20 protein-coding genes are annotated in these 23,388 nt (G+C 71.4%); 8 read left to right on the forward strand and 12 right to left on the reverse strand.

The window, feature by feature from the left end; genetic code table 11:
• Position 1: 1 nt before the first annotated feature.
• Positions 2–1,843, forward strand: a complete 1,842-nt coding sequence (locus ACFSZT_RS19900; protein WP_377391299.1) for an AMP-dependent synthetase/ligase — start codon at positions 2–4, stop codon at positions 1,841–1,843.
• On the forward strand, positions 1,840–2,955 hold the full coding sequence (locus ACFSZT_RS19905) for an acyl-CoA dehydrogenase family protein (RefSeq protein WP_377391302.1): 1,116 nt from the start codon (positions 1,840–1,842) through the stop codon (positions 2,953–2,955). The genes ACFSZT_RS19900 and ACFSZT_RS19905 overlap by 4 nt, the downstream gene beginning before the upstream one ends.
• A gap of 49 nt (positions 2,956–3,004) precedes the next feature.
• Here ACFSZT_RS19905 and ACFSZT_RS19910 read toward each other — a convergent pair whose 3' ends face one another.
• From ACFSZT_RS19910 to ACFSZT_RS19935, 6 genes are all read right to left on the reverse strand, one after another.
• Positions 3,005–4,162, reverse strand: a complete 1,158-nt coding sequence (locus ACFSZT_RS19910; protein ID WP_377391304.1) for an LLM class flavin-dependent oxidoreductase — start codon at positions 4,160–4,162, stop codon at positions 3,005–3,007.
• A 4-nt stretch (positions 4,163–4,166) separates the two neighbouring features.
• Positions 4,167–4,295 (reverse strand): hypothetical protein, encoded by a 129-nt coding sequence (locus ACFSZT_RS19915; RefSeq protein ID WP_377391307.1) that lies wholly within the window; start codon positions 4,293–4,295, stop codon positions 4,167–4,169.
• Positions 4,258–5,187, reverse strand: coding sequence for an ABC transporter substrate-binding protein (locus tag ACFSZT_RS19920; RefSeq protein WP_377391310.1), 930 nt, complete (start codon positions 5,185–5,187; stop codon positions 4,258–4,260). Before ACFSZT_RS19920 ends, ACFSZT_RS19915 begins: the two co-directional genes overlap by 38 nt.
• Positions 5,174–5,887, reverse strand: coding sequence for an ABC transporter ATP-binding protein (locus ACFSZT_RS19925; protein ID WP_377391312.1), 714 nt, complete (start codon positions 5,885–5,887; stop codon positions 5,174–5,176). The genes ACFSZT_RS19920 and ACFSZT_RS19925 overlap by 14 nt, the downstream gene beginning before the upstream one ends.
• The gene (locus tag ACFSZT_RS19930) at positions 5,872–6,693 is read right to left on the reverse strand and encodes an ABC transporter permease (protein ID WP_377391315.1); all 822 of its coding nucleotides are present in this window, start codon (positions 6,691–6,693) and stop codon (positions 5,872–5,874) included. The genes ACFSZT_RS19925 and ACFSZT_RS19930 overlap by 16 nt, the downstream gene beginning before the upstream one ends.
• 159 nt (positions 6,694–6,852) lie before the next feature.
• Positions 6,853–8,040 (reverse strand): ROK family transcriptional regulator, encoded by a 1,188-nt coding sequence (locus ACFSZT_RS19935; RefSeq protein WP_377391318.1) that lies wholly within the window; start codon positions 8,038–8,040, stop codon positions 6,853–6,855.
• Between the two features lie 183 nt (positions 8,041–8,223).
• Here ACFSZT_RS19935 and ACFSZT_RS19940 point away from each other — a divergent pair, with 183 nt between their 5' ends.
• Entirely contained in the window at positions 8,224–8,322 is a 99-nt protein-coding gene (locus ACFSZT_RS19940) for a putative leader peptide (protein ID WP_377391321.1), read from the forward strand.
• Between the two features lie 36 nt (positions 8,323–8,358).
• On the forward strand, positions 8,359–9,282 hold the full coding sequence (locus ACFSZT_RS19945) for a sulfite exporter TauE/SafE family protein (protein WP_377391324.1): 924 nt from the start codon (positions 8,359–8,361) through the stop codon (positions 9,280–9,282).
• Between the two features lie 10 nt (positions 9,283–9,292).
• On the opposite strand, the gene ACFSZT_RS19950 is transcribed toward ACFSZT_RS19945, so the two are convergent.
• The 3 genes from ACFSZT_RS19950 to ACFSZT_RS19960 all read right to left on the reverse strand — a co-directional run bounded on the left by ACFSZT_RS19950 (position 9,293) and on the right by ACFSZT_RS19960 (position 16,579).
• Positions 9,293–10,177, reverse strand: coding sequence for a MurR/RpiR family transcriptional regulator (locus ACFSZT_RS19950; RefSeq protein ID WP_377391327.1), 885 nt, complete (start codon positions 10,175–10,177; stop codon positions 9,293–9,295).
• 18 nt (positions 10,178–10,195) lie between these two features.
• The gene (locus ACFSZT_RS19955; RefSeq protein WP_377391605.1) at positions 10,196–15,694 is read right to left on the reverse strand and encodes an ATP-binding protein; all 5,499 of its coding nucleotides are present in this window, start codon (positions 15,692–15,694) and stop codon (positions 10,196–10,198) included.
• A 171-nt stretch (positions 15,695–15,865) separates the two neighbouring features.
• Positions 15,866–16,579 carry a GntR family transcriptional regulator gene (locus ACFSZT_RS19960; protein WP_377391330.1) on the reverse strand — a complete coding sequence of 238 codons (714 nt, stop codon included), beginning with the start codon at positions 16,577–16,579 and terminating at the stop codon, positions 15,866–15,868.
• Positions 16,580–16,664: 85 nt separating this feature from the next.
• Between ACFSZT_RS19960 and ACFSZT_RS19965 the strand changes: the two genes are divergently transcribed.
• The 3 genes from ACFSZT_RS19965 (at position 16,665) to ACFSZT_RS19975 (ending at position 19,366) form a co-directional block, all read left to right on the forward strand.
• On the forward strand, positions 16,665–17,534 hold the full coding sequence (locus ACFSZT_RS19965; RefSeq protein WP_377391333.1) for an FAS1-like dehydratase domain-containing protein: 870 nt from the start codon (positions 16,665–16,667) through the stop codon (positions 17,532–17,534).
• A 13-nt stretch (positions 17,535–17,547) separates the two neighbouring features.
• On the forward strand, positions 17,548–18,702 hold the full coding sequence (locus ACFSZT_RS19970) for an acyl-CoA dehydrogenase family protein (protein ID WP_377391335.1): 1,155 nt from the start codon (positions 17,548–17,550) through the stop codon (positions 18,700–18,702).
• A gap of 487 nt (positions 18,703–19,189) precedes the next feature.
• On the forward strand, positions 19,190–19,366 hold the full coding sequence (locus ACFSZT_RS19975) for a hypothetical protein (RefSeq protein ID WP_377391338.1): 177 nt from the start codon (positions 19,190–19,192) through the stop codon (positions 19,364–19,366).
• Here ACFSZT_RS19975 and ACFSZT_RS19980 read toward each other — a convergent pair whose 3' ends face one another.
• The 3 genes from ACFSZT_RS19980 to ACFSZT_RS19990 form a co-directional block, all read right to left on the reverse strand.
• Positions 19,367–20,056 carry a TetR/AcrR family transcriptional regulator gene (locus ACFSZT_RS19980; RefSeq protein WP_377391340.1) on the reverse strand — a complete coding sequence of 230 codons (690 nt, stop codon included), beginning with the start codon at positions 20,054–20,056 and terminating at the stop codon, positions 19,367–19,369. It abuts the gene before it with no gap.
• 145 nt (positions 20,057–20,201) lie between these two features.
• Positions 20,202–20,963, reverse strand: a complete 762-nt coding sequence (locus tag ACFSZT_RS19985; protein ID WP_377391342.1) for a 3-hydroxyacyl-CoA dehydrogenase — start codon at positions 20,961–20,963, stop codon at positions 20,202–20,204.
• 26 nt (positions 20,964–20,989) lie between these two features.
• A complete protein-coding gene (locus ACFSZT_RS19990; RefSeq protein WP_377391345.1) occupies positions 20,990–21,967 on the reverse strand; it encodes an NAD(P)H-dependent flavin oxidoreductase in 978 nt (325 codons plus the stop codon).
• 192 nt (positions 21,968–22,159) lie between these two features.
• Between ACFSZT_RS19990 and ACFSZT_RS19995 the strand changes: the two genes are divergently transcribed.
• Entirely contained in the window at positions 22,160–23,353 is a 1,194-nt protein-coding gene (locus ACFSZT_RS19995; protein ID WP_377391347.1) for a thiolase family protein, read from the forward strand.
• Positions 23,354–23,388 lie beyond the last annotated feature (35 nt).

Raw genomic sequence — 23,388 nt, forward strand, 5'->3', positions numbered from 1 at the left:
CGTGGTCACCGAAGCCGACGTGCGGACCAGGCTGGGGTCCTGGACGGTCCCCGCCCTGATCCGCCGCAACGCCGCCGAGCACGCCCACATACCGGCGCTGTCCAGTACCACCGAGACGCTGACCTGGGCCACGCTGCGCGAGCACATAGCGGCCGCCGCGCACGGCCTGCGGGCAGCGGGCCTGCACCAGGGCGACCGCATGCTCATCGACGTCTCCAGCCGCCCCGAACACTGGGTGGCCGACTTCGCCGCCATGCACCTCGGCGCGCTGCCGTGCACCACCTACGCGACGCTGAGCATCGACCAGATCCGCCACGTCGCCACCCACAGCGCCGCGACCATCGTGGTGCTCGAGGGGTCGGCGCAACTGCGCCGGTGGGGGCCGGTGCTCGACGAGCTGCGCTCGCTGCGCGCGGTCGTCGTCCTCGACAGCGCGGCCGTCCCGGCGGGCGACTCGCGGTTCATCGGCTACGACGACCTGCTGCGCGGCGGCACGGAACTGCACCGGCGGGACCCGTCCGAGCTGGAACGGTGGACCGACGCGGTGCGGCAGGACGATCCCGTCGGGATGATCTACACCTCAGGCACCACGGGCGATCCGAAGGGCGTCGTGCTCAGCCACGCCAACGTGCTGTACCAGGCGGCGGCGCAGGAACTCATCCAGCCGGTGGAGCCGAACCCGCGGATGGTCGCCTACCTGCCGCTGGCGCACGTCGCCGAGCGCGTGCTCGGCATGTACCTCATGGTGTTCGCCGCCGCGCACGTCACCGTGTGCCCGGACCAGAGCGGGCTGCTATCCACGCTGAAAGCCGTGCGGCCGCACGGGTTCTTCGGTGTGCCGCGCGTGTGGGAGAAGATCGCCGCCGGTGTCCAGGGCATCCTGGGCAGCCTCCCGGAGGAGCACCGGGCGGGCATCGACAAGGCGCGGGAGATCGCCTCCGCGGTCTACCGCCTCGCGGCCGACGGCAGCGAGCCGGACGCCGAGCTCGCGGCCGCGTTCGAGCGGGCCGACGCCGCGGTGCTGCGTCCGTTGCGGGAGCAGCTCGGCCTCGACCACGCCACGCGCCTCGGCAGCGGGGCCGCACCCATCCCGGCGTCGGTGCTGGAGTTCTTCGGCAGCCTCGGGATGACGATCATGGAGGTCTGGGGGCTGTCCGAGACCACCGGCGCGGCCACGTCGACGTTGCCGAACCGCTACCGCGCAGGCACCGTCGGCATGCCGATGCCGGGCATGGAGGCCCGTCTCGCCGCGGACGGTGAGATCGAGGTGCGCGGCCCGCTCGTGTTCCTCGGCTACCTGCGCCAGGACGGCGCGATCGAGCCCGCGGTCGACGCCGACGGCTGGCTCGCGACCGGCGACATCGGCACGATCGACGCCGACGGCTTCCTCTCGATCACCGACCGCAAGAAGGAACTCGTCATCACCTCCAGCGGCAAGAACATCGCGCCGAGCAAGGCCGAGGGGCTGCTGCGGGCGCACCCGCTGGTGGGCTACGCCGCGATCATCGGAGACGGGCGGCCGTACGTGACGGCTCTGCTGACGCTGGACGAGGAAGCCGCCCCCGCGTGGGCGAAGACGCACGGCGTCGAGACCACGGACCTCACCAAGCTGGCACGCGACCCTGGAGTGCTGGCCGAGCTCGACGCGGCGGTCGAGCAGGCCAACCGGCAACTCTCCCGGCCGGAACAGATCAAGACGTACCGCGTGCTGGGCACGCCGTGGACACCGGAGAGCGGCGAGCTGACGCCGACCATGAAGCTCAAACGCCGGGTGATCGCCGACGTGTACTCGGCCGACATCGAGGCGATGTACGCCACCGATCGAAAGGCAGTCGCACAGTGATCTCCACCCTGACCGACGAGCAGCGCGATTTCGTCGAGGCCGTCGGCGAGTTCTGCCGGCGTGAGGTGACCGATTCGGTCGCCCGGCCGCACGACGACGCGCTCTACCGCGAGATGGCCAAGCTGGGCTGGCTCGGGATCTCCCTGCCCGAGGAGTACGGCGGCGCCGGCCGTGGCATGCGCGACCTCGTGCTGTTCCTCGAGACCAGCGCCTACTGGCGGGCACCGACCGGCGGCTACGCCACGTCCGTCATCACGGCGGCCGCGTACGAGAAGTTCGGCAGTGCCGACCAGAAACGCCGGGTGCTCACCGACTTCCTCAACGGCGAGGTGCTGTCGATCTCCATGTCGGAGCCCGGTGCGGGCTCCGACGTCGGCGGGCTGACCTGCCGCGCGGAGAAATCCGAGGACGGCTGGGTGATCAACGGCCAGAAGACGTGGTGTTCCAACGCCCACATCGCCAAGCACATCCTGCTCGTCGCGCGCACGTCGACCGAAGGCGGCAAGCACGAGGGACTGACGATGTTCAGTGTGCCCGCCGACTCGCCGGGACTGGAGATCCGCGGCATCGACACGATGGGCGGCCGAGAGGTCAACGACCTCTACTTCACCGACTGCGTCCTGCCTGCCGCCGCCGTCGTCGGTGTGGAGGGCAAGGCGTGGCCGCAGCTGATGGCCGGGCTGAACATCGAGCGGATGATCCTGGCCGGGCTCATGCTCGGCACGGCGCGGCGGGCGTTCGACGACGCGCTCGCCTACGTCCGGCAGCGCGAGCAGTTCGGCCGCCCTGTCGGATCGTTCCAGGCGCTCAAGCACCGGCTGGCCGATCACGCCACCGAACTGGAATGCACCCGGCTGCTCGTGCACGACGTCGCCGAGCGCATGGACGCCGAACCCGGCACGCTGTTCCCGCGCGAGGCGTCGATGGCGAAGCTCAAGGCCACCGAGTTCGCGAAGGCCATGGCACTGGACGGGATGCAGATGCTCGGCGGCTACGGTTACGCCACCGAATACGGCATGGAGGGCCTGCTGCGCTCCACCGTCGTGTCCACTGTGTACGGCGGCACGAGCGAGATCCAGCGCGACATCATCGGCAAGTCCCTCGGGCTGTAGGCATCCCGGTGGGTACGGGCGCGCCGGCCCGTACCCACCGGGATGCGGCTCAGTGCGCGGCGGCCGCCCGTTCCGGCCTGACGTTCACCGACGCGGCCCGGTCATCGTGGAGAAGCCCCCGGCGGGCCAGTTCGGGGCGCACGCCCTCCCCCACCCAATACGCCTCTTCGAGATGCGGGTACCCGGACAGGATGAATTCGTCGATGCCCAGGGCGTGGTACTCCTCGATCCGGTCGGTCACCTCGGTGTGGCTGCCGACCAGCGCGGTTCCGGCACCACCCCGGACCAGCCCCACCCCCGCCCAGAGGTTGGGCGAGACCTCCAGACCCCGGACGCCTTTGTCGAGACCGCCGCCGTGCAGGGCGACCATCCTGCGCTGACCCACGGACTCGCTCGCCGCCAGCACCTCCTGCGCCCGCCGCACCTGCTCCGCGCCGAGCCCGTCGAGCAGTCGCTGCGCCTCGGCCCACGCGGCCTCGGACGTGTCCCGCGTGATCGTGTGCAGCCGGATGCCGAAACGTACGCGGCGGCCCTGCCGGTGTGCCAGCGCCCGCACGGTGCCGATCTTCTCCGCGACTTGCTCCGGTGGCTCACCCCAGGTCAGGTAGACGTCGGCGTGCCGGGCGGCCACCGGCAGGGCGGCGGGCGACGACCCGCCGAAGTACACGCCGGGCACCGGATCGGGCGGCGCGAGCAGCGTCGCGCCCTCCACCCGCAGATGCTCGCCCGCGAAGTCGAACGGCTCCCCGCGCCACACGCCGCGCACGATCTCGAGGAACTCGTCCGTGCGGGCATACCGCTGGTCATGCTCGTGCCAGTCCCCGAAGCGCCGCTGCTCCACCGCATCACCCCCGGTGACGACGTTGAGCAACAGCCTGCCGTCGGAGATGCGCTGATAGGTCGCGGCCATCTGCGCCGCGAGGGTCGGCGAGACGACACCCGGCCGGAACGCCACGAGGAACTTCAACGTCCGGGTCTCCCGGATCAGCGCGGCGGTGGTCAGCCACGCGTCCTCGCACCAGGTGCCGGTCGGTGTGAGAACGCCGTCGAAGCCGAGCTGCTCCGCGGCGCGCGCCACCTGCGCGAGGTAGTCGATGGTCGCCGGACGCGAGGTGTCCGAGGCCAGCGCCCGTGCGGCATGGAACCGTTCGACGATCCCGCGGCTGTCGCCCGAAGTCGGGAGGAACCAATGCAGGGTCACGCCCATGAGATCACTTCTCCTTGGTCAGCGGGTCGAGGTCGGCGGCGTAGCGGCGGTCGACGAAGTCACCGAACCGAATCTCGGTGGGTACGACACGGTCGTCACGGAACGCATTCGCGAGGTCCTGCTGGGATGCCACCACCGTGTCGTCGAGCGGGATCGGGTGGTCGACGAAGGTCCGGGCCGCCTCCCGGGCGACCCCGGGGATCGAGCCCGGTGTCGGCAGACCACACGCGCGCCCAGTCCTCCCGGTGGGTCTGCGCCCAATGCTGTGCTTGGGCGAGCCGCACGAGGTAGTCCTTCAGCGCCGTGTGCTTGCCGGCGTCGGACAGTGCCTCGAGCCCGGCCACCTGGAACGTGTAGCCGTTCGCGGTCCCCGTGCCGTCCGCGAGTACCCGTCCGTTCGCCTCCAGCCTGGCCTGCGAGGAGTAGGGCTCCCACACCGCCCAGGCGTCCAGGCGGCCCTGGGTAAACGCGCTGTAGGCATCCGCGGGTTGCAGATAGGACAGTGTCACGTCCCGGGTGGACAGACCGGCTTCGCGCAGCAGGTACAGCAGCTGGCCGTGCGCGGAGCTGCCCTTGGCCACGCCGATCGTCTTCCCGCGCAGGTCGCCGACCCGCCGCACCGGCGAATCCTGCGGCACCAGCAGCGCATCCCCCGCGACATCGCGCTGGGCCGCGGCCACCACGGCGATCTTCGCATTCGCGGCGGCGGCGAAGATCGGCGGCGTGTTGCCGGTCCGGCCGATGTCGACCGCACCCGCCGAGGCCGCCTCCAGCAGCGGCGGGCCGGACGTGAACGTCGAGAACTCGATCCGGTAGGGCAGGTCGTCCAGCTTGCCCGCGGCCTTGAGCAGGGCCTGCGACCCGCCCTTCTGGTCGCCGACCCGCAGTGTCACGTTCGCCAGATCGGCCGCACTGACGGGTGCGGGAACCTCGGCCGAGCGGGCGTGCTCTCCGGCACCACAGCCGGCCAGAACCGCCGCCACCGTCCCCAGCACGGCCAGCGCCACAGCCCTACGCAGTCGCATAGTCGTTCACTCCCAGGTCGTCGAGGATGTCCGCGCGGACACCGAAGTGGTCCTGCAGACGGCGCGGGCGGGCAGGCGCCAGCGGGTACTCGCTGATCAGGCGTCCCTGCTCGCCGAGGACCAGCACACGATCGGCGAGCAGCAATGCCTCGTCGACGTCGTGGGTCACCAGCAGCACACCCGGCTCGTGTTCCCGCCACAGGTCCTCGACCAGCCGGTGCATGGCCAGCCGGGTCAGCGCGTCGAGTGCGCCGAACGGTTCGTCCAACAGCAACAGCCCGGGCTCGCGAACCAGCGCCCTCGCCAGCGACACGCGCTGCGCCTCGCCGCCGGAGAGTGTGCGCGGCCAGGCGTCGGCATGGCCGGCCAGCCGAACCTCGGCCAGCGCCCGCTCGGCGAGAGCGCGGTCGCGGCTGCGCTCCCCCAGTCCGAGCACGACGTTGCGCCAGACCCGCCGCCACGGCAGCAGGCGCGGCTGCTGGAACGCCACCGACACCGTGCCGTCCACCCGCACCTGACCGTGCACGTCGGTGTCGAGCCCGGCCAGGATTTTCAGCAACGTCGACTTGCCCGAGCCGCTCCGGCCCAGCAATGCGACGAACTCCCCGCGCCGGATGCTCAGGTCCACACCGGACAGCACTTCCCGGGGCCCGAAACGCTTGGTCAGTCCGGCCACGTCGACGATCAATTCCCGCGCCATCGCAATGCCCTCCTCTCGATCAGGCGCACGAGGGCATCGGTGGCCAGTCCGAGCGCGGCGTACACGACGAGCCCCACGACGATGACGTCCGTGCGCAGGAACTCCCTGGCGTTGTTGATGAGATAGCCCAGGCCCGCATCGGCGTTGACGGTCTCGCCGACGATGAGCGCGAGCCAGGCGATGCCCAGCGACTGTCGCAACCCGACCAGTGTCTGGGGCACGGCGGAGGGCAACACGACGTGGGCCAGGCGCTCCCACCGGGTGTACCCCAGCGCGGTGGCGGCCTCGAGCAACTGGGGGTCGGTGCCGCGGATGCCCGAGTGCACGTTGAGATACAGCGGGAACGCCACGCCGAGCGCCACCAGCATGATCTTCGGCTGTTCCCCGATGCCGAACCAGAGGATGAACAGCGGGATCAGCCCGAGGAAAGGCAGGGTGCGCAGCATCTGCACCGGCGGGTCGATGAGGACATCGCCCCAGCGGGAGAGCCCGGCGACCACGCCGAGCGTGAGCGCCACGGCCGCGCCGAGCACGAAGCCGACGGCGACCCGGCCCACCGAGACGGCGAACGCGTCGCCCAGTTCACCGGTGCGGGCGGTCTCGATGCCGGCCTGCAGGACGGTCCAGGGCGAGCTCAGCTTGTCGGGCGGCAGGACACCCGTCGCGCTCGCGACCTGCCACAGCGCGATGAGCGCGAGAGGGCTGATCCAGCGGCGCAGGCCGGGCAACCGTCGTCTCCGGCGCTGCGGCGGCGCTCCGGCCTCGGTCTCCGCAGGCGAGAGGACGCCCGTGGCGGAAAGGGACACGTTTTCTCCAGAGGGAAACGGGAAAGGAAACCGATCACGGTCTGACCGGCCCGATACTTCCCAGGAGATGGCATTACCGTCAATCGCGTCCCGCTATCCGGAAAAGGACGCCACTAAATTTCACAGCGTTTTCTTCTCCGCGAAAAGAAATGCTGCGGCTCAGGCCCCGAGCAACGACAACGGGTGGTCGTAGAGCTCGGTGAGCAGGCCCGTGCAGGCGGCCATCGCCTGGACGTCCCGCCCGAACCGGGTCACCTCGACGCGGCCCACACCCGGGAGCACGGTCGTCTCGGCGAACGTCCGCCGGAGGTCCTCCAGATACGCCGGCGCCTCGGTGATCGCCTGTCCACCCAGCACGACGAGATCCGGGTTCACGACGTCGCGCACCATGGCGACCGCCCGGCCGAGGGCGCGGGCCCGGTCGGCCAGGATGCGGTCCGCCGCCGCATCCCCGGCGCCGGCCGCGGCCACCAGTGCGCGGAAGTCCGGCTGCGCGATCGCCCCGGCCCGCACCGCCTGCTCCAGCACCGACCGCTCGGCCACCGTCGCCTCGAGGCAGCCGGTGCGCCCGCACGGGCAGCGCACGTCACCGCCGACGGGCAGGTGCGCGATGCTGCCCGACTGCCCGGGGCCGCGATGCAGCACCCCGTCGACGGCGATGGCGACCCCCACCATTTCGCGGGCGTAGAAGTACAGCGAGCTCCGGGCCCGCCCGGAGACACCGAACAGCAGCTCGGCCGTCGCCATGGCGGGCACATGGCCGTCCAGGTGGACCGGCAGGCCGGTGACCTCCTCCAGGACCGCCCTGGCAGGCACCTCGCGCCAGCCGAGCGGTTCGTGGTCGAGCAGGCCGTTCTCCGCATCGACCTGGCCGCCGATGGCCAGCCCGACCCCGATGATCCGGCGTTCCGGCCACTCGCGGAGGAACTCCCTGACCTCCTCGGCGATGCGCCGGAGTACCTCGCGCGGGGTGCCCTGTGGGGTCGGGATGCGCTCGCTGCCGAGCAGCTCGCCGCTGAGGTTGGTGAGCCCGTACGTGGTGGTCGTGATGCCGATGTGCACGCCGCAGGCGGCGATCACGGCGTCGTTGAGGCCCACCGGAACGGTCGGCCTGCCGATGCCCCCGGCGGGCGCGGCGTCGCGGACCTCGCGCAGCAGGTCCAGCTCGATGAGCGCGGCGACCTGCCTGCTCACGGTCGGCATGCTCAGGGACGTCAGGCGGGCGATCGCCGCCCTCGACAGCGGGCCGTCGCTGCGGACGGCGCCGAGCACCGCCGCGGCGTTCGACTCCCTGACCCCACCCGCGCCCGGCACGTCACGCACCGCCGCCGGAAGCTGCTTGCCCACACCGACCTCACTTTCGTCTCGCCCGAAACAATACGTCGTCCCGCCGCCTGTCAACCCATTCCGCTCTCCGGGACGCCCGGGCCATTTAATTTCAGGAAGTTACAAAATGGCGCGTTATGACCCGTCGCTCAAAATGCGGGAAACAGTGGACCACACATCGCCGCTATGCCACGATCGGGTGTCATGGGTAGGCAACCGGTCGCGCCTGTTTCCACGCCGTTGGTCCAGCGCCGCCACATCGATCTGCTGCGGGTGAATTCCGCCTTCTGCCGCCGGGGCTGACAAAGACCCTGCTCACCCTTCGACCCTGAGGTCAGCATGCACACACTTCTGCTGTTCGGACTCGCCGGTTTTCTCGCCCAGCTCGTCGACGGCTCGCTCGGGATGGCGTTCGGCGTGACGGCGACGACGACGCTCGTCACGGTCGGCACGGCGCCCGCGGTCGCGTCCGCCGCCGTGCACCTGGCCGAGGTCGGCACCTCGCTGGCGTCCGGGGTATCGCATTGGAAGCTCCGCAACGTCGACTGGCGCACCGTGGGAATTCTGGCGCTGCCCGGCGCCGCGGGCGCCGTCCTCGGCGCGTACGTGCTGACGTCGCTGTCGACGTCCTCCGCGGAGGTCTGGATCACCGCCGTCCTGCTGGTGCTGGGTCTGTACGTGCTGGTCAGGTTCGCCTTCCTCAAGCTGGGCAAGCTCATCACCACCCGGCGCCCCGGCGCTCGCTTTCTGGCGCCACTGGGGCTCGTGGCCGGGTTCGTCGATGCCAGCGGCGGAGGGGGCTGGGGGCCGGTGGCCACCACGACGCTGCTGTCGTCCGGCAGGCTCGAACCGCGCAAGGTCGTCGGCTCGGTGGACACCTCGGAGTTCATCGTCGCGCTGGCCGCGAGCCTCGGCTTCCTCGTCACGCTGTCGCAGGAGGAGGAACTCAACTACACCGTGGTCGCGGGGCTGATGCTCGGCGGTGTCATCGCGGCTCCGCTCGCGGCGTGGCTCGTGCGGCGGTTGCCGCCGCGGGTCCTCGGTGCCGCGGCGGGCGGGCTGATCGTCTTCACCAACGCCAAGACGTTGCTCTCGTCGTTCGACGCCGGAGGGCAGGTCACCACCGTCGTGCTGGCCGCCATCGCCCTGTTGTGGGCGACCGGACTGGCCGCGGCGCTGCGCTCGGTGCGCGAGGAGAAGCGCATCAACGCGCTGGCCGGAGAGACCGGGGCCGGCGAGAGCACCGCCCGGGTCGAGACCTGACCACGCCCGGCTAGGGGCCCTGGCGGTCGTAGACGCCGAACTCGGCGAAGAGCTGTTCGTCGAGTTCGAGCGTGTCCCGGGCGTTGTGCCCGGCCGCCGCGGCCACCCCGGCGGCCAGTGCCTGCACGAGCGCGGTGAAGGCTGTCACCGAGCGCAGCACCGACGGTCCGGCCGCGTCCGCGTAGAGCGTCAGCTCGGCCGAGGGCACCAGGGGTGACGACGCGTTGTCGGTCAGCACGAGGCACCGGGCGCCCTGCTTGGCCGCCCACGTGGTCGCCCGGACCGTCTCGGCGGTGTAGCGGTGCACCGACACCGCGACGAACGTGTCGCCCTTCTTCACGCGGCGCAGGCCGTCGATGAGCAGCCCGGCCTCGCCGCCGATGGTGTGCACGCCCTCGCGCACCATGCCCAGGAGGTAGCCGAGCAGGTACGCGGGGGCGTGACACTTGCGCAGGCCCAGCACGTGCACCCGAGGCGCGTCCGCCAGCAGCCGCACGCCCGCCTCCCAGCTCGCCGAGTCCAGGCGCGCGAACGTGCGCGCGATGTTGGCGGCGTCGAGCTCGGCGGCCTGCCGCGGCAGCGCCGCCTGCGCGTCCGGCTGCTGCTCGAGGGTCTCGAACCGGCGCAGTAGGTGGGCCTGCTCCCGCAGCCGCTCCCGGCACACGCTCTTGAGCTGCGGGAATCCCTTGAACCCGGCGGCCGCGGCGAACCGCACGACCGTGGCCTCGTTGACGCCCACGGCCGAGGCGAGCTCGGAGACGGTCATGAACGCCACTCCCTCCGGGTCCGCGAGCACGCGCTGCGCCAGCAGCCGGTGCGACCGGGACAGCTCGGGCAGCGCGCGGCGCAGACGCTCGGCGAGCTCGTCGAACGTGCGAGGCGGGGCATCGGTCATGGCCACATCATTCAAGCATCATGCCCGCAATCCCTGCTCGATCGCCGCGACGATCCGGGGACGCAGCTCGTCGGGCCGGATCACCGCGTCGACCGAACCGACCTCCACGGCGCGCTGGATGCTGTGCACGCTGTCGAACTCGGCGGCCACCTCGCCGAGCTTCTCCGCCCGCACCGCCGCCCGCACGTCGGCCAGTTCGGCTGTCAGCAAGGCACGCTCTCCCCCGCCGGCCTCGGCGATCCGGCGCTCCAGCTCGCGCACCCGCTCGTCCTTCGCCGTCCGGGCGTCGACGTCGCCGGCGAACACCACCGCCGCGGCCGGGGCACCGCCCAAAACCGACGCGAACGAGCCGTCCACGGCCAGGACCGTCATGTTCGGGTTCAGCGCCTTGGAGAACACGACGAACGCGCCGCCGTGGTAACGGGAGATCACGCAGAACACGATCGGCCCGCGGAAGTTGACGACCGCCCGGCCGATCTCGGCGCCGTACTCCAGCTGCAGCTTGCGCATCGACTCGGGAGAACCGTCGAATCCGGACAGGTTCGCGAGCACCACGAGCGGCCGGTTTCCGCTGGCGGCGTTGATCGCCCTCGCCGCCTTCTTCGACGAGCGCGGGAACAGCGTGCCCGCGGTGTAGGTGTCCGGGCCGTCGGTCGGCGGGAACCCGCGCCGCGGCACCGACCGTGACTCGATCCCGAGCAGGCACACCGGATAACCGCCCAGGTGCACGTCCTGGACGACCGCGGTCTCGGCGTCGGCCATGCCGGCCCAGCGCTCCAGCACCGGGTGGTCCTGGTCGGCCACCGCGCGCATGACGGTCCGGATGTCGAACGCCTTCTTGCGACCGGGATTGGCCTCCCGCGAGAAGATCTCGCCGACCGTGGTGAAGTCGCTGCCCACCACGTTGTGCGGGAAGTCCGAGATGTCGCGGTCGACGGGGTCGGTGCTCTCCGCCCGTCGCGGCCGGTCCTCGCCCGGGGCGACGTAGGTGTGGTCGTAGTGGGCCAGGAGCACGTCGCGGGCGCCCGCGAGGTCGTTGGCCCAGTACTGCGCCTGGCCGTTGGGCCCCATGACCCGGTCGTAGCCACCGATGCCGAAGTTGTCCTCGGCGGACACGCCACCGGAGAAGTCCAGCGACTGCTTGCCGGTGAGCACCATCGCCGAATCGGGCGTCATCACGAGGATGCCCTTGGTGTGCATGAGCATGGTGGCCTCGGCGTTCCAGTACGGCTGCGCGCCGACGTTGATGCCGGCCACGACGACATTGATCTCGCCGCCGTCCTGGGTGAAGTGCACGATCCGTTTGAGGGCGGCGGCCACCCAATCCATGTTCTCCGTGCCGGAATCCATGGCGATCCGCGCTCCCGCCGAGAGGGCGAACCACTCCACGGGGACGCGCATCTCCTCGGCGAGATCGAGGGCCGCGATCACGCGGGCACACTCCGGCTCGGACAGCGCCCCGAGCGCCTTGGTGGGGTCGCCGAACAGGGCGACGCGCGTCATGCCCTCCGGATACCGGGGTGTCGGCGTGGTGACGACCCCCGCGACGATGCCGGCCTTGTTCCGTCCCTTCGGCCGGTCGACGGGCACGAGCCTGCCGGTGTCGTCGAGGTCGTACTCGACGAAGGTGCCGCCGGGGCCGGCCAGCATGTCGGTGAGCTCGTAGGGGTAGACGGTGCCGCGCCGCCGGGCCCGGAGCACCTTCTGGCCGTAGTCGTCGAGCGGCTGGATGAGCTCGGTCGGCGGCTCGGTGACGGAGATCCGCACGCCGGCGCCGACGTGGTAGGAGATCCGTACCGCGATGTCGGTCAGCTCGCCGGTCTCGGCGTCCCGCTGACGGCCGAGGAAGAGCACCTCCTCGAGTCCCGCCCCCGCCGTGGTCGGCACCACCCGCTTGGCGATCGCGTTGAGCTCGTCCATCGTGAGCTCGCTGGGCGGCCACACGTAGAGCAGCACACGGTTGGTGTCGAACCGCTTCTTCGCGGGCCGCTGGGCCTGCACCTTCCGGATCGCGTCGAGGCAGGCGTCGAGCGTTCCCTCGACGGCCGGCAAGGCGAGCATGCGGCCTTCGTCGTCGCGCAGCGGTGTCAGGTCGCGCACCTGGGCCATGGCGACGAGCCGTTCGTCGGCCGGGTTCTCCGGCGCGACGCACCGGTACAGGTAGACCTCCTCGTCGGCCGAGGGCAGGCGGGTGAGTTCGAAGTTCTGCCACCGGGCGAGCTGCAGGCGCTGCGCGATCAACGGGTGCAGGCCACGGATCAGCCGGTCCTCGGCGAGCCCGTCCTGCGCGGGCCGGAACGTGAAGTGGTGGTGCATGGCGGCACCGCTGCGCCCGGCGACGCTCGTGGTGACGCGCCGGAGACGCTCCGGCAGCGGCGCCCCGGCGACGACCTCGCGCAGCTGCTCCGCCATCGCGTCGGCGTCGGCGGGCTGGTCCTTCCACGTCAGGTAGACGTCGGCGACGAGGTCGGCGGGCTCGGCGCCGGCGGCCAGTTCCCCGACGGCCCGCAGCGCGTCACCGAGCCCGGCGAAGTCCGTGGCGGTGGCGACGAGCCGCAGCCGGCTGCCGTCGAGCCGGTACTCGGCGGTGACGCAGTCGAACCCGGACCGGGAGAGGCCGCGCACGTTCTGCAGCCTGCGGCTGTGGTAGTACCGCCGGCTCAGCACCTCCAGCAACGCCTTCTGGTCGGTGCCCGGCCTGCCGATCCGCTGCCCGATCATGCGCACCAGCGGTTCGGGGCTCGCCACCATCTCGGCGATCCGCTCCTCGCGGTCGGGCGCGTCGGGATGGGCGTCCAGGTGCCGGAGGTGCCGCCGCACGGCGGTGTAGATCTCCGCGCGGTTGCGCCGGAGCATGGGCTGGGCGAACCAGCGGAACACGAGGCTCCGCGCGAGGTCGCCCACGGCCGGGAAGCGCAGCTGCGTGGCGACGATGAGGTGCTCCAGTTCCTGCCCCACCATCTGCCGCAGCGAGTTCCCCGGCGCGGGCTCGGTGAGCCACTGCTGCAGCAACGTGGTCACCACGACGACGTCGGAGGCCGCCCGCTGCTGCGCGAGGAAGATCCGGAAGACCGCGTCCTCCAGTGCCGGGGTGCGCTCGAGATCCGCGACGCCGTAGTGCGCGAGCACGCGCGTGAGTCTGATGCGGAACCCCTCCGAGAGGCCGGCGCGTTCCGCGTCGAGACTCTGCAGGTAGGTGTGGAAGTACTCACGCGGGCTGTGCACCCGGGTGTCGGCCTTGGTCTCCTCGCCGGCAGGCCGGTTGCGGCTGAGCTCGCAGAGGTCGGCGAACACTCGAAGCAGCTCCACCTCACCGGCGACCGGCCGCTGTCCCTCGGACACCAGCTCGGCGCGTGCCTTGAGGTACTCGGCGAGCGTGCGGCCCTGGTCGTGCGGGTCGGCGTCGTAGCCGAGCAGCAGGCTGCGCAGCTCGTCCAGCCCGTGCCGCACCCGGTCGGCGGCGGCCGTCTCGGCGGGCTCGGGCGGCAGCTCGAGATCCGTGGCCTGCACGCGCTGCGGGGAACCGCCGGCCGCGTCGACGTCACCGAGCGGCTCCAGGCGCAGCAGGATCGCGCCGGTCTCCACCTGGCTCCCGACGGACACGGGCCGCTGCGTGAGCCGAGCCGGGTAGGGCGCCCGCAGAACCGTCTCCATCTTCATGCTCTCGAGCACGAGCACCGCCGCGCCCTCGTCCACCTCGGCGCCGACCTCGACCGGCGTCGCCACGACGAGCGCGGGCGCGGGCGAGCGCACAACGCCGCCCTCGTCGCGGCTGATCCGGTGCGTGACGCCGTCGACCTCGACGAGATGGATCGGGCCGTGCGTGCCGGTCACCAGCCGGTACCGTCGGGTGTGGACGGTCAGCTGACCGGAGCGGTCGTCGAACCGGTCGATCTCGGCGTCGAACGGCGGCGTCGTGGCGGCACCGTCGATGGCGATGCGGAACCGGCGCGCCCCGGTACGGGCGACGCTGACGCGGTAGCTCTCGCCGCGCAGTTTGAGGTCGATGGACTCGCCACCCTCGTGCTGGACCTGGGGCCGCCCGCCGTAGGCGGTGGAGAGCAGCCGCTGTTGCTCGGCGCGCTCGGCCTCCTCGTAGGCCTCGATGGCCGCAGCCGCGAGGGCGACCCCGGAGTGCCGGTGCGTCGACAGCCTGCCCTCGGCGCGGACCCGGTCGATCCACCCGGTGTCGGCGCTGCCGTCGATCACCTCGGGCGCGTCCAGCAGGTCGAGCAGGAAGCTCTTGTTGGTGGCCCCGCCCTCGATGAGGACCGTCGTCTCCCGCACCGCCCGGCGCAGGCGGGCGAGCGCCTCGTCGCGGGTGCGGCCGTAGGCGATGATCTTGGCGATCATCGAGTCGAAGTCGGCGGGGATCGTGTCGCCCTCGCCCACGCCGGTGTCGACGCGGATACCCGGCCCGCTCGGCAGGTCGAGCAGTGCGATCCGGCCGGGGGCGGGAGCGAAGTCGCGATCGGGGTCCTCGGCGTTGAGCCGCGCCTCCACGGCGTGCCCGGACTCGGCGGGCGGCGCGCCGGTGAGCCTGCCCCCCTCGGCGACCTCCACCTGCGCCTTCACCAGGTCGAAGCCGGTGGTCGCCTCGGTGATCGGGTGCTCCACCTGGAGCCTGGTGTTGACCTCGAGGAAGGCGAACAGCTTCTCCCCCGGGTGGTACAGGAATTCCACGGTGCCCGCACCGCGGTAGCCGACCGCGAGCGCCAGCCGTTCGGCGGCGGCCTTGAGCTCGCGGGTCTGCTCGTCATCGAGGAGCACCGAGGACGACTCCTCGATGACCTTCTGGTTCCGCCGCTGCACCGAGCAGTCCCGCACACCCAGCGCCCACGCGGCGCCCTGCCCGTCGGCGATGATCTGCACCTCGACGTGGCGGGCGCCGGTGACGAGCCGCTCCAGGAACACGACGCCGCTGCCGAACGCGCGGGCGGCCTCGGCGCTGGTGCGCTCGTAGGCGTCCCGCAGCTCGTCCTCGGAGCGGACGACCCGGATGCCGCGGCCGCCACCGCCCGCGGTCGCCTTGAGCATGAGCGGATAGCCGATCTCCTCGGCAGCGCGCAGCGCCGCGTCGAGGTCCTCGACGGCACCCCGGCTCCACGGCGCCACCGGAACACCGACCTCCTCGGCGATGAGCTTCGCACCGATCTTGTCGCCCAGCTTGCGCATCGCCTCCGGCGACGGGCCGATGAACGCGACGCCGAGGCGGTCACAGAGCTCGGCGAACGCCGGGTCCTCGGCGACGAAGCCCCAGCCCACCCACGCGGCGTCCGCCCCGGTCTCCGTCAGCGCCCGCTCGAGTACCCCCAGGTCGAGGTAGGGCCGGGCGGAGGCCGGGCCGAGGTAGTAGGCGTGGTCGGCTTCCCGCACGAACGTGGCGGCGCGATCGGCATCCGTGTAGAACGCGATGGTCTCCCGGCGCGGCCCGCCCTCGGCGTTCAGCTCGCGGACGGCGTGGATCAGCCGCATCGCGGCCTCTCCACGGTTGACGATGGCGATGCGCGTGAACAAGAGCGGCAAACCTCACAACCTGCGACAACGTACGAAGGGCGACGCCCGGTTCGCGGCCGTCGCCCACCCTGTCCCCAACCCTCCCGGTTACCGCCGAGTCCGGGAATGATCGGACTCACCACGACGCGCCGCGCCGGTTTGTAGGGTCCCGCCAAAAGGGTGGCCGGGCGGTCAGCTCAGGATGCCCTGCGTCGCGAGATGCTCCACGAGGAGCTCGCCGACGTGGTGGATGTGCTCGCTCATCGCGGCGCGGGCGGCCGCGGCGTCGCGCGACCGCAGCGCGGCGAGGACGGCCATGTGGTCGTGTGCCGACGCCGCCGGCCAGCCCTCGATCCGGCCGAAGAAGCGCAGCGGCACATAGCTCACGGTGAGGTTGAGCAGGGACGCCATCCGCGACGACTCGGACGCCTTGTTGATGGTGCGGTGGAACTCGTGGTTCAGGCCGTCCACGAGCTGGGCGTCACCGGCTCGTTCGGCCTCGACGATCCGGTGCTGGAGGGTCGCGAGGTGGTCGAGCTCGTCGTCGCCGAGCCGGGTCGCCGCCCGCGCGGCCAGCTCTCCGGCGATGTAGGCCTGGACGTCGAAGAGGTCACGGACGTCGCGGGCACTCAGCGCGACGACCCGGTAACCGCGCCGCGGTTGCCAGCGGACGGAGCCCTCGCTGCGCAGGATCATGAGCGCCTCGCGCACCGGCGTCTGGCTGACGCCCAGCTCGGCGGCGAGGTGCTCGGTGCGGATGAACTCGCCCGCCGGGAACTGCCCGGCCATGATCCCCTCGCGGACGTAGGCGGCGACGTGCTCGCTGAGCTGCTGCTTGTCGACGCCACGGCGCCGCGCGGACAGCACGCCGCCGGGCTCGCTCGCCGGCCGGTCCGCCCGGGTCATCTGCCCATCCTTGTCCATCCCACGCGTGCATTCTATAGAATGCAGCGGTCACGACCGAAGGAGATCGAGCGATGCGGGGATGTGCATGACGGCGCCCGACACCGAGAGCCTGCGTCACTACGTCGAGGGCTGGCGGCCCGGCCCCCAGGTCCACGAGGGGGTGATCTCCGCGGAGCCGGTCGCCGCACTGTCGGCCGTGCTCGACCAGCCCACCGCCGCGGGCCCCGGTGATCCGCTGCCACCGCTGTGGCACTGGCTGCACCTGCTGGAGTGGCCCGCCCAGAGCGAGCTCGGTCCCGACGGCCACCCGCTCGCCGGCCACTTCCTGCCGCCCATCCCCGACCGCCGCCGCATGTTCGCGGGAGGACGGGTGCGGCTGGCGCGCGCACTGGAGGTCGGGGCGCCGGCGCGCCGGGCATCCACGATCGCCGACTGCGTCGTCAAGGAGGGACGCTCCGGCGAGATGGCGTTCGTGACCGTGCGCAGCGAGTGGAGCCAGCACGGCGAGATCAGGCTCACCGAGGAACTCGACTACGTCTACCGCTCCGGCGACGACACCCCGCGTGCGTTCACCGTCCCCGAGGAGGAACCGCCCGCCGCCGACGTGCCGTGGCGGATCGTGCCCCGGACCGGGCCCACGGTGCTGTTCCGGTTCAGCGCGCTGACCGCCAACGCGCACCGGATCCACTACGACTTTCCCTACGCCACCCAGGTCGAGGGGTATCCGGGCCTGGTGGTGCACGGGCCGTTGCTGGTGCTGCTCATGCTGGAGCTGGTGCGCCGCAACGACGATCGTCCCGTGGAGTCGGTGAGCTTCCGGCTGCGCCGCCCGGTGTTCGGCGGCATGCCGATCGCCGCGCAGGGCGGCCCGGCCGCCGACGGCACCGTCGAACTCGCCGTCGCCAGCGCCCTCGAACCTCGCCACGCCACCGCCCAGGTGCGCTTCGCCTCGTAGACGGGAGCAGTCCATGACGCCGGAACTCGACAGCGACGAGCTGGCCATCGTCGACACCGTCCGGGAGTTCGTCGACCGCGAGGTCCGCCCGGTGGTGCGGGAGCTCGAGCACGACAACGCCTACCCGGAGAAGCTCATCGAGCAGATGAAGGAGCTCGGCATCTTCGGGCTCGCCATCCCGGAGCCGTATGGCGACGTGCGGGTCTCGACGCCGTGCTACGCCATGGTCACCGAGGAGCTGGCGCGCGGCTGGATGAGCCTGGCCGGTGCCATGGGCGGGCACACGGTGGTGTCGAAGCTGCTCCTGGACTACGGAACCGAGGAGCAGAAGCGCAAGTACCTGCCGCGCATGGCCACCGGCGAGCTGCGCGCCACGATGGCGCTCACCGAGCCCGGCGGTGGGTCGGACCTGCAGGCCCTGCGCACGGTGGCCGTGCGTGACGAGAACGGCTACGTCGTCAACGGGTCCAAGATGTGGATCAGCAACGCCCGCCGCTCCGGACTCGTGGCGCTGCTGTGCAAGACGGACCCGCACGCCCAGCCGGCCCACAAGGGCATCAGCGTGCTGCTGGTGGAGAAGGTGCCCGGGTTCACCGTCTCCCGGGACCTGCCCAAGCTCGGCTACAAGGGCGTCGAGAGCTGCGAGCTGTCGTTCGACGACTGCCGGGTGCCTGCCGATGCGCTGCTGGGCGGTGTCGAAGGCAAGGGCTTCGCCCAGATGATGCGCGGGCTGGAGATCGGCCGGATCCAGGTGGCCGCGCGCGCCACCGGTGTGGCCAGGGCGGCGTTCGACGACGCGCTGCGCTACGCCCAACAGCGGGAGTCGTTCGGCACGCCGATCTGGAAGCACCAGTCGGTCGGCAACCACCTCGCGGAGATGGGCACCAAGCTGACCGCCGCCCGGCAGCTGCTGCTGTACGCCGCCCGCCGCTACGACTCCGGCGAACGCTCGGACATGGAGGCGGGCATGGCGAAGCTGTTCTGCTCGGAGGTCGCGATGGAGATCGCACTGAACGCCGTGCGAGTGCACGGCGGCTACGGCTACTCCACGGAGTTCGACGTCGAGCGCTACTTCCGCGACGCGCCGCTGATGATCGTCGGTGAGGGCACCAACGAGATCCAACGCAACGTCATCGTGTCGCAACTCGTGGCCCGCGGCGGTCTGTGACCGGACCAGTGCGCGGTGCCGGACGGCAGGCCTGCGACCGGGCCCGCTTCGCCGGCCGGACACCGAACGTGGCACGGTTGGGCTGAACCACCGGACAGCGCAGGCGCGCCGGGGTGCGTGACGACCATGCGCGCCGCCACCTCGGTGACGGCAGCGGACAGCGCGGGAGAGGACCGGCGTGACCGAGGACGACGACAGACGCGGACAGGTACGGATCGTGTGCCCCAACTGCGCCGGTGAGGGTCATGTGCTCATCGCGCGGGCCGCGGTCCTCGCCGGCACGTCCAGGACGGTCCTCGCGCCGAATCCGTGTCCGCAGTGCGGTGAACGCGGGCACCTGTCCGGTCTCCACCCGCCCGGGTAGCGACTTCGACAGCCGTACCGGCACCATCCGACGCCGCCGGCACGACGCTGATCGAGGTGCGGCGCGTTTCCCGCACCACCCGGCTGAGGACTATCCCCGCCCGTGCCGGGTATCCACCGGGACATGACGACGATGCCGTTCGAGCCGCGGCCCGAGTCCGGTGACGAGGAGATCGCCGCCGCCGACGTGGGCCGGGGAGGGCCGCAGCCGGCACCCGGGTTCGGCGTGGCCGGTGAGGAGCCCGACCAGACCCACGACGCGGAGCAGGAACAGGCCGAGGACAAGTCGGACGCCGACTAGCTACCGGCTCGGCGCGCGGACCTTCGCTGCGCGCGTCGACGGCCGGGGGCGCTTGGTCACGCCGACGGCCATGAGCGCGATGTCCACGTACCGGCCGGCCAGCTCCTCCGGGGCCAACGGCCCTCCGGGGTGGTACCAGCGCCCGATCGACTGGCACATGCCGAGGATCGCGCGGGCCGTCTCGTCCGGCAGCGACGCGGTGAACACCCCCTGCCGGACACCCGCGCGCACGATGCCGGCCATGAGGTTCTCCACCTCCTTGCGCCGCGCCGCGTAGCGCTTGCGGTTCGGCGGGGAGAGGTGCCGCAGCTCGGGGTCGAGCGCGGCGAGCCGCACCCGGTGCGTCATGTACAGCACGATCGCCTCGACGACGTAGGCCAGCTGGAGGTCTGCGCGGTCCCCGCCCTCGGCCGCCGCCGCCTCGGCCCGCCATGCGACGTCCGTGGTGCCCATTTCGAGCAGGGTGGCGAAGACGCCTTCCTTGTTCTCGTGGTGATAGTACAGCGACGGCACGGTCTGTCCGACGCGCCGGGCGATGTCGCGCACCGTGGTGCCGTGGAAGCCGTGCTCGTAGAACGCCTCCAGCGCGGCGGCGAGAATGGGCGTCAGTTCGAGAGGCTCGAAACGCCTCCAGTCGGCGCCGGCCTGCCCGGCCTCGCCACCGGACGCGGCGCCGTTTCTCCGTGCCATCTCCCAAGCCCATCGCGACGTTCCCGACCACCCAGCACGATACACACGCCCACCGTCGCCCGGCGTGCCGCCACGGCGGTCCGGAGTGGACAGTGTGGTGCGGTGGGCGGCAGCGCGGGCTGTCCCTGCGCTGCCGCCCACCGGATCAGCGCGGCGCCATGCGGATGGCGCCGTCGAGGCGGATCGTCTCGCCGTTGAGCATCGGGTTCTCGACGATGTGCCGGGCCAGCGCGGCGTACTCGCTGGGGTCACCGAGGCGCGACGGGTGCGGCACCTGCGCGCCGAGCGAGGTGATGGCCTCCTCCGGCAGGGTCGCGAACAGCGGCGTGTGGAACAGGCCGGGCGCGATGGTGACCACGCGGATCTTCAGGCTCGCCAGGTCCCGCGCGATGGGCAGCGTCATGCCGACGATGCCGCCCTTCGACGCCGAGTACGCCGCCTGCCCGATCTGCCCGTCGAAGGCCGCCACGGAGGCGGTGTTGATGATGACGCCGCGCTCCTCACCGATCTCCTCGGCCTGGGACATGCGCTCGGCCGCGAGGCGGATGACGTTGAACGTGCCGATCAGGTTGATGTTGATGACCTTGGTGAAGTCCGCCAGCGGGAAGGCGCCCTTCTTGGACACCGTCTTGATGGCGTTGCCGATGCCCGCGCAGTTGACGGCGATGCGCAACGGGCCGAGCTTCGCGGCCGCGTCCAGCGCGGCGGTGGCGTCCTCTTCCTTGGTGACGTCGCCCGCGGAGAACACGACGTTCTCGCCGAGCTCCTTGGCGATGGACTCGCCGTCCGATGACGGCAGGTCCAGGATCACGACCTTGGCGCCCTGTGCGTGGAGTTCGCGCACGGTGGCCAGGCCGAGGCCCGACGCCCCGCCGGTGACGACAGCGACTGCCCCCGCGATGTCCATGAATCCTCTCCTTCGTGCCGTGCTGATCAGGCGCCGACCGTGCCGGCGAGCCTGCCCTTGATGAGTTCCTCCGCCTCGGCGATGATGCGCTCGACGAGCTCGGCGACGGTCGGGATGTCGTGGATGAGCCCCTGCACCAGGCCGGCCGACCAAATGCCGCCGTCGATGTCGCCGTTCTCCAGGACCTCGATACGTCCCCGGTTGCCGGCGACCAGGTCGCGCACGTCCTCGAACTGCCCGCCCTCCTCGAGGATCTGGACGACCTGCCGACTGATCGCGTTGCGGGCGACCCGCGCGGTGTTGCGCAGCGGGCGGAAGATGAGGTCGGTGTCGCGCTCGGTCGCCTCGACCATGCGCTGTTTGACGTTGTCGTGCACCTGGGCTTCCTGCGTGGCCACGAACCGCGTACCCATGTTGATGCCGTCCGCGCCCAGCGCCAGCGCCGCGACGAGGCCGCGGGCGTCGGCGAACCCGCCCGAGGCGATCATCGGGATCGTGATCTTCTCCGCCGCCGCGGGAATGAGCACGAGCCCGGGGATGTCGTCCTCGCCGGGATGGCCGGCGCACTCGAAGCCGTCGATGGAAATGCCGTCCACACCGAGTTCCTGTGCCTTGACGGCGTGCCGGACGCTCGTGCACTTGTGCAGCACCCTGACCCCGGCGGCGCGGAACGCGGGAAGGTGCTCGGCGGGGTTGAAGCCGGCGGTCTCGACGATCTTCACGCCGGAGTCGATGATGGCGTCGCGGTACTCGGCGTACGGTGGCGGGTTGATCGAGGGCAGGATCGTCAGGTTCACGCCGAAGGGCTTGTCCGTCATGTCGCGGCAGCGCGCGATCTCCTTGGCGAGATCCTCGGGGGTGGGCTGCGTCAGCGCGGTGATGAAGCCGAGGGCGCCCGCGTTTGCGACGGCGGAGACCAGTTCCGCCCGGCCGACCCACTGCATGCCGCCCTGCACGATCGGGTGTTCGATCCCGAATTCGGCGCAGAACTTCGTGTGCACCATCGCGCGAGTTCCTTCCTGCCGCCCTGCAGTCCGCGACCGGAGCGTAGCCACTTAACGAGCGATAGCTCTCGCCACGTGACCTACGTCTCCCCCCACGTCCGGCGGGGGCGGGAACCTTGACACGCCGAGAGCACTTATCGATCGTTATATCAGCGCAGAGGCGCCATCGGAGACGCCGAGAAGGGACCGCCCATGACCACCGCGGTAATCGTGGACGTCGTTCGTACCCCGTCGGGCAAGGGCAAACCCGGCGGTCAGCTGTCCGGAATCCACCCCGCCGACCTGCTCTCCCGCGTGTTGCGTGGTCTCGTCGAGCGTAACGATCTCGATCCCGGCCTCGTCGACGACGTGATCGGCGGCTGTGTCGGACAGGCCTCCGAGCAGGCCCTCAACATCACGCGCAACGCGGTCCTCGGCGCCGGCTTCCCCGAGTCGGTCCCTGCCACCACGGTCGACCGGCAGTGCGGGTCGAGCCAGCAGTCGGCGCACTTCGCGGCGCAGGGCGTGATCGCGGGGGCCTATGACGTCGTCATCGCCTGCGGTGTCGAGTCGATGAGCCGCGTGCCGATGGGCACGTCACCGATGGGCAAGGATGCGTTCGGCCCTGCCGTCACGGCCCGCTACCCCGACGGACTCGTCGGCCAGGGTATCTCGGCCGAGATCATCGCGGGCCGCTGGAAGCTGGACCGGACCACACTCGACGAGTTCTCGGCGCGCTCGCACGCCCGGGCGGCCGCGACCGCCGCGGCGGGCGGCTTCGACGGCGAGATCCTGCCCGTCACCGTCACCGGTGAGGACGGCACCGAGCGCACGGTCACCACGGACGAGACCGTCCGCGCGAACACCACCGTGGACGGCCTCGCCGGGCTGAAGCCGTCGTTCTACGACGCCGACCTCGGCGCACGGTTCCCGGAGATCGGCTGGCGCATCACGCCGGGCAACTCGTCGCCGCTCACCGACGGCGCGTCGGCGGCGCTCATCATGAGCGAGGAGAAGGCCGCGGCCCTGGGCCTGACGCCGAAGGCGCGGTTCCACAGCTTCGCCGTCACGGGCAGCGACCCGCTGCTCATGCTCACCGGCGTCATCCCCGCCACCCAGAAGATCCTCGACCGGTCGGGAATGTCCATCGAGGACATCGACGCCTACGAGGTGAACGAGGCGTTCGCACCGGTGCCGCTGGTGTGGCAGCGCGAACTCAACGCCGACCCCGAGAAGCTCAACCCGCGCGGCGGGGCGATCGCGCTCGGCCACCCGCTCGGCGCGTCCGGCACCCGGCTGCTCGCGACCCTGGTCGGTCAGCTGCAGGCGACCGGCGGCCGGTACGGCCTGCAGACCATGTGCGAGGGCGGCGGCATGGCCAACGCCACGATCATCGAGCGGCTCTAGCGAGCCCTCCCCCGTACCGGGGCGGCGACGGCGGT

This window comes from Prauserella oleivorans (assembly GCF_042685745.1).
Taxonomy (GTDB): Bacteria; Actinomycetota; Actinomycetes; order Mycobacteriales; family Pseudonocardiaceae; genus Prauserella_A; species Prauserella_A oleivorans.

What these genes read in the sequence shown, in the direction of transcription:
- ACFSZT_RS19910 (WP_377391304.1), bottom strand. Translation starts at nt 4,162, where the DNA reads ATGGGCGTGACCCTGCATTGGTTCCTCCCGACTTCGGGCGACAGCCGC.
- ACFSZT_RS19920 (WP_377391310.1), bottom strand. Translation starts at nt 5,187, where the DNA reads ATGCGACTGCGTAGGGCTGTGGCGCTGGCCGTGCTGGGGACGGTGGCG.
- ACFSZT_RS19925 (WP_377391312.1), bottom strand. Translation starts at nt 5,887, where the DNA reads ATGGCGCGGGAATTGATCGTCGACGTGGCCGGACTGACCAAGCGTTTC.
- ACFSZT_RS19940 (WP_377391321.1), top strand. Translation starts at nt 8,224, where the DNA reads ATGGGTAGGCAACCGGTCGCGCCTGTTTCCACGCCGTTGGTCCAGCGC.
- ACFSZT_RS19945 (WP_377391324.1), top strand. Translation starts at nt 8,359, where the DNA reads ATGCACACACTTCTGCTGTTCGGACTCGCCGGTTTTCTCGCCCAGCTC.
- ACFSZT_RS19950 (WP_377391327.1), bottom strand. Translation starts at nt 10,177, where the DNA reads ATGACCGATGCCCCGCCTCGCACGTTCGACGAGCTCGCCGAGCGTCTG.
- ACFSZT_RS19960 (WP_377391330.1), bottom strand. Translation starts at nt 16,579, where the DNA reads ATGACCCGGGCGGACCGGCCGGCGAGCGAGCCCGGCGGCGTGCTGTCC.
- ACFSZT_RS19965 (WP_377391333.1), top strand. Translation starts at nt 16,665, where the DNA reads ATGACGGCGCCCGACACCGAGAGCCTGCGTCACTACGTCGAGGGCTGG.
- ACFSZT_RS19970 (WP_377391335.1), top strand. Translation starts at nt 17,548, where the DNA reads ATGACGCCGGAACTCGACAGCGACGAGCTGGCCATCGTCGACACCGTC.
- ACFSZT_RS19975 (WP_377391338.1), top strand. Translation starts at nt 19,190, where the DNA reads ATGACGACGATGCCGTTCGAGCCGCGGCCCGAGTCCGGTGACGAGGAG.
- ACFSZT_RS19980 (WP_377391340.1), bottom strand. Translation starts at nt 20,056, where the DNA reads ATGGCACGGAGAAACGGCGCCGCGTCCGGTGGCGAGGCCGGGCAGGCC.
- ACFSZT_RS19985 (WP_377391342.1), bottom strand. Translation starts at nt 20,963, where the DNA reads ATGGACATCGCGGGGGCAGTCGCTGTCGTCACCGGCGGGGCGTCGGGC.
- ACFSZT_RS19990 (WP_377391345.1), bottom strand. Translation starts at nt 21,967, where the DNA reads ATGGTGCACACGAAGTTCTGCGCCGAATTCGGGATCGAACACCCGATC.
- ACFSZT_RS19995 (WP_377391347.1), top strand. Translation starts at nt 22,160, where the DNA reads ATGACCACCGCGGTAATCGTGGACGTCGTTCGTACCCCGTCGGGCAAG.